This is a genomic window from Fusibacter sp., assembly GCF_057447755.1.
Genome location: NZ_JBVBZF010000242.1, coordinates 1 through 5,505, shown reverse-complemented (window position 1 = coordinate 5,505; position 5,505 = coordinate 1). Strand labels below are relative to the sequence as shown.

Here is a 5,505-nt window from a genome sequence, read left to right as displayed (position 1 = left end):
GGCTTCATGCCTTCTTTGGCATCCGTCACAGCAGGAAGTACTTCATATTCCACCTCAATGAGTTCAACCGCTCTTTGTGCAATTTCTTCAGTTTCGGCACAAACCGCCACCACAGCTTCACCGCGATATCTTGCTTTGCCAACTGCTAAAAAATTCTTATCCTCTAAATAGAGCCCACCTCTTTTTTCGAAGTGTTCCCCAGTGATGATGTCCTTAACACCCTTAAGTGCTTTGGCTTTTTCAATATTGATATTAAGGATGTTTGCATGTGCATGCGGACTTCTTTTTACAGCCGCATATAACATTCTTGAAAGCTTAATATCATCAACATATTTTAAGGTCCCTGTGACCTTTTTTACCCCGTCAACTCTTTTAACACTCTTACCAACAAATTTCAAACCAAACACCCCCTATGCTTTGTTTTGATCTGCAACGATTTGAATTGCTTCTATTATCTTCTTATAGCCGGTACAACGACATAAGTTGCCACTGATGCCTTCTTTAATTTCATTTTCTGTAGGATGTGGATTTTCATTTAAAAGCGCTTTGGCGGTCATGATCATCCCAGGTGTACAATAACCACACTGTAATGCAGCATTTTCAATGAAGGCTGTCTGTAATGGATCAAGCGCTTCTTCTGTTGCAAGCCCTTCAATTGTTAAAAGGTCACACCCTTCTGCTTCAACCGCCAGCACAAGGCATGCGTTTACTGCCTTACCATCCATAATCACTGTACAGGCCCCACATTCACCTGCGCCACAACCTTCCTTGGCACCTGTTAAGTCAAAATCCTCTCTAATCATCTTAAGCAAGGTTTTATTGACTTCCACTTCATGATCTATCACTTCACCATTCAATGTAAAATTAATCCATGTTTTCATGTGTATCCCCCTTATAACCACTCTGATAGTGAATGTTTTATGATTAAGCTCACCATTTCTTGACGGTATTCCTTAGATGCTCTAATGTCACTGATAGGTGAAACTTCACTCATTGCCAATTCACATGCCTTTTGGATCACTTGCGGCGATAAGTCATTTTCATCCAAATAAGCTTCTGTTTTTAAAAGTCTTATGGGTGTAGGTGCCACCGCTCCCATGCTGATACGGTGTCCAGTTGCACCTTTATAGACTGTTCCACACACAGTTGAAAGGTCTACTTCTTTTCTTCTGGACATCTTTTGGAAGATGCCCTTTGAATCAGAGTTGGTTTTAAAGCTAATACCTGTAACAATTTCGTTGTGCTTTAAGACTGTTTTTCTGACAAATACAAAGAAGTCTTTGAGCGGCACTTTCTTAGTCCCCTCACCACCGTATATTTCAACTTCGGCGTCTAGTGCCAGAAGTGGTGTTGCCGTATCTGCAAGTGGTGATGCATTACAAATGTTGCCGATACAGGTTGCCCTGTTCCTAACTTGCTTTGATCCCACTGATAAAGCAGCTTGCGCTAAGAAGGGTACTTTTTCTCTTATCGTCGGATGTGCCCCCACATCGTTCAATAAAACACATGCACCGATGGTGATTTCATCATCAGCCACCTTTATCTTACCGAGTGCTTCGATATGTTTAATGTCTATAACGACCTTTGGATTAGAGTGCCCTTCACGCATACGAACAATTAAGTCTGTTCCCCCATTTAAAATGGAAGCATCCTCTCCATAAGTATTGAGTAATTCTAAAGCTTCTTTTAATGTTGACGGTCTGAAATATTCAAATGACTTCATTTTTATCCCTCCAAAAACACATTATTAACCCTTTATCTCATTATAAACTTTTTGAGTGGTTTCTCTCTTTATAGTAATTGACTAAATTTTCTGACTATTTGTCCCTTTCATTTAGTACCCAATAACAATTAAAAATACGCACTCCCTTATTATAATTGTTATTGAATTACCATATTTCATTTAAATACTCAATTATTGTCTCTAAAAATGGGTAAATATAAGAGGATAAGGGGGGCGTGACCATGAAAATGGATTCTCATTTTATACACAATTCATTCGACGAAAATCAATTTGACACCTTGTTAAACGCTTCTATTATTCTGAAGTCATATGAAAATTCGACTTCCTATTTTATTAGGGACTTTCATTCATTCGCCTTCGACTTGTTTTTGATGGTATACAAGATGGTTTTGGTTGATCAGGAAACAAATAAGGCCAGGGTGGATGGTTTGCTCATACAACATATGAGAACTTTGCCAGAAATCAATCGAATCCGGTTAAGAACTGCTGGATCTAAAAGTAACACCTATATTGTTTTAAAGCGCCTTTTTGATATAATCCTTGAAAAAACACGTGGTCTTAGGCCTGAACTCATAGAGGAAATGACGTCACTTGCCAACTTGAGCAAGCCTTTAAACTCCATTACTGGGAATGAGGATACCATGGAAACCCTTCAGGAACCACCCAGTGACCAGCCTGAAGAAACCAGACTTGAGGACTGGCTCAACATGCTCACGCCTGATAATATCAAGCAAATTTTGACTTCAGATGAGATTATGGCAATAGAAAATCTCCTTCACCTCAATTCTGAAAGTCCTCAAAACAATAAAGGGTCAGATTTTACAAGTGCTGTTCTTAGCTTTACAAAAGACTTACTCCTTGAACTTGTTAAGCACGAGGCCTTGGATGCCTTTTCTCAATATCATGAAGCCATTCAGACGCTTCTTAAAGATAGACCACACCATGATGAAGTCACACCCATAAGGGAATTGATTGAAACCCTTCAGGAAAATCATGATAGCCTAAAGTTACCAGATGACGGTCCTGACCAGTCTCACGCGGAGACTTCTGACACCACGACCCCAGACACAGATGATACTGCAAGCGCTTTTACGTTTGATGATGTCAACCAAGATACCACCTTAGAAGATGACAATCTTACTGGAATGGGGAGTAGTGGTCCACAATCCGATGATGGTTCAGAAACCCTCGAAGATCGCCTTAAGGAGACCTTTGAAAAGAGATTTTCACCCTTTACGAAACAAGAACACATCATCAAAAGCAATCATGTGCCTCAAAATGCTGAAAATATTTCGCCGTTTGAAAACGAATTAAAGGACCAAGCCACTGCCTTTCAAAGTGGCTATAATACCAATACGCCTAGCGTTCAGCTATTTAAAGCGGCTAAATTACCCCAGCCTTCCACCTCTAAACTTGCCAATACGGACTCAGAATCCCATCATAAAAGAATCAATGCTTTTTTGGACCAGCTCAATTTTTCAAAGGGTTTAAGTAGTATTCTTGAAGATATTGACGTCTTTAACGATCAAGTCAAGACCCTTGGCATTGAAAAAGGTACAGTTGATGAAATGCCCTTTGATGATGTCATCTCGCTCTATAAAAGAGTTAAATCACCTTCATTTATAAAGTTTGTCAATCAGGTGGGGCGACAAAAGAAGTTTGCCCATAAAATTCAGGCTTCAAAGCATAAGCAAAAGTCAATTCCCATAGACAAAGTCGCCTACAGCAACAATATTGATTTGTTGATTACGGATGAGTTCATAAACCTATCCTTGGATATAGATGCCTTTGAAAACGATTTTTATGATCGATACCTCAACGATGCATTACTTACCATTAAAATGGTGGGGAAATCCTCCAAGCACAAGGGCCCTATCATCTTATGCTATGACGGTTCTGGATCCATGGAAGGCGTTAAAATCGAAGAAACAAGGACACATATTTTGTCTATTATTGAAATCGCAAAACTTCAAAAGCGCGAACTCAAACTCATTCAATTCGCCTCTGCTTCTGAGCCCCTTTATCTGAAGGAAATCAATCCACTTCGGGTATCTGCAAAGGATGTATTGGATGTTTTAGATACTTTTATCTGTGGCGGAACCGATTTTGAAAAACCACTGGCTAAAGCGGTCGACTTTATTCTAAAAGAACCGCACAAAAACAGCGATATTCTCTTCATCACAGATGGCCAGTGCGAGATTAGAAGTAAGTTTAAAACACGATTTTTGGCACTTAAAAAAAAGCATCTTTTCAAGCTATACACCATCATCATGCACTCCTACACCTACCACGATTATGGTGACATCGGCGAGATTTCAGATGAAGTACTTGAGATCAAAGAAAAACATTGGAATATGGAAACCAATCAGAAACTATTTACCTTGCTTTAGGAGGCCACATGACAATTCACAATATTCAATTAGAGACAATCAGCAGTCAACTTTCTCAAATTTATAAGTTCATCACATCAAAATATTATGAAGTTGAGGACTTTACAGAGTGCATCATCCTCTCCCTATTATCGAGAACAAACATGATTGCGCTTGGTCAGCCAGGCATCGCAAAATCTGCTATTCTTAGAGAAATCGTTGACCTCATTGACTTTGATGATATAGAAGGTACGCCTTATTTCCACATTCAAATGGGATCCGATGTGTCGCCCAACAATATATTTGGTGCGCCTGACATCAATTACTTCAAAGAAAACGGGATTATTAAAAGACATTTTAAAGGCTTCTTACCAGATGCCATTGTGGCGTTTTGCTCTGAGTTTTATAGGGTAAATGACCAAGTTGCAAATTCAGGTCTTTTGACTATTTTAAACGAAGGCGAGTTCAAAAATGGCACGGATACCATAAAAACCAAGCTCCGATTCTTTATGGCAGATACCAACTTCTTTCCCAAACAAGAGGACGATATCGACGTTGAGGATGCTGATATCAGACTTCAAGCCCTCCACGACCGCTTTCTTTCAAGAGTCTATGTAAAGCCGCTTTCAGATCATGGCAACAAGGTGAAAATGATTTTAATGGATGATCATTTAACCACCGATGTTAAGATCAACATACATGATATTATTGCCATACAAGACGCTCTCTATCAAGTTGAAATCAGCCCTGAAATTGCTGACCAAATGGTCCAAATTGCAAGTATTCTTGAAAATAAGCACAATATTTTTATATCGCCAAGACGTCTAAAATTAAGTCGGAACCTCGTAAGGGCACATGCGGTTTTGGGTGGCAGAACCAAATGTATTGATGAAGATTTAATGGCCTTGCAGTTTGCCTTTTGGCAAACGCTTGACGATATTCTCATCGTGAAAGATACAATTTTCACCATATTGGATCAACCCCGCAAAGATGCAGCAAAGTACATGACTTATATGGAATCCATTTTGGAGGAGCTCGACCGAAACATAGACAATCAAAGAGATTTACCTTCCTTTGATATTAAGGTATTGTATATGCAAGCGCTTTCGGACCTCCTTAAGCTCCTTGAACAGATTCAAAAAGACTATCCAAGATATGAGGAAGTTGCAGTGGTTCAACAAAGCTACCATCAAATTGAAATCACTTATAATCGTTTGGTAAACGAAAACTATGTATTATAAAATTAATGAACCCTATATGGGTTCTTTTTTATTTTTATGCCTTTCAGCGATTGCAGTTGTTTCAAACTTAATATATAATCTATAATCAAATAATAAAAATGATTGGATATTCAACTAAAATCCCTAAAGAATAAGACTTGAGGTGTATTAT

4 protein-coding genes and 1 pseudogene are annotated in these 5,505 nt (G+C 38.9%); 2 read left to right on the top strand and 3 right to left on the bottom strand.

Annotated features, from left to right (window positions below; genetic code table 11):
• The 3 genes and pseudogenes from AC220I_RS17535 to AC220I_RS17525 all read right to left on the bottom strand — a co-directional run.
• Positions 1 to 398: pseudogene (locus AC220I_RS17535) on the bottom strand (xanthine dehydrogenase family protein molybdopterin-binding subunit); the annotation flags it as partial.
• Between the two features lie 12 nt (positions 399 to 410).
• Positions 411 to 881, bottom strand: coding sequence for a (2Fe-2S)-binding protein (locus tag AC220I_RS17530; RefSeq protein ID WP_486725161.1), 471 nt, complete (start codon positions 879 to 881; stop codon positions 411 to 413).
• An 11-nt stretch (positions 882 to 892) separates the two neighbouring features.
• Positions 893 to 1,723, bottom strand: a complete 831-nt coding sequence (locus AC220I_RS17525; RefSeq protein ID WP_486725160.1) for an FAD binding domain-containing protein — start codon at positions 1,721 to 1,723, stop codon at positions 893 to 895.
• Between the two features lie 242 nt (positions 1,724 to 1,965).
• On the opposite strand from AC220I_RS17525, the gene AC220I_RS17520 reads away from it, so the two are divergent.
• Positions 1,966 to 4,134, top strand: coding sequence for a VWA domain-containing protein (locus AC220I_RS17520; RefSeq protein ID WP_486725159.1), 2,169 nt, complete (start codon positions 1,966 to 1,968; stop codon positions 4,132 to 4,134).
• Positions 4,135 to 4,142: 8 nt separating this feature from the next.
• Positions 4,143 to 5,354: an AAA family ATPase gene (locus AC220I_RS17515; RefSeq protein WP_486725158.1), complete on the top strand. Its 1,212-nt coding sequence runs from the start codon at positions 4,143 to 4,145 to the stop codon at positions 5,352 to 5,354.
• Positions 5,355 to 5,505 lie beyond the last annotated feature (151 nt).

Excerpts from the sequence above, each read along its gene's own strand:
- AC220I_RS17530 (WP_486725161.1), bottom strand. The coding sequence starts at position 881 with ATGAAAACATGGATTAATTTTACATTGAATGGTGAAGTGATAGATCAT.
- AC220I_RS17525 (WP_486725160.1), bottom strand. The coding sequence starts at position 1,723 with ATGAAGTCATTTGAATATTTCAGACCGTCAACATTAAAAGAAGCTTTA.
- AC220I_RS17520 (WP_486725159.1), top strand. The coding sequence starts at position 1,966 with ATGAAAATGGATTCTCATTTTATACACAATTCATTCGACGAAAATCAA.
- AC220I_RS17515 (WP_486725158.1), top strand. The coding sequence starts at position 4,143 with ATGACAATTCACAATATTCAATTAGAGACAATCAGCAGTCAACTTTCT.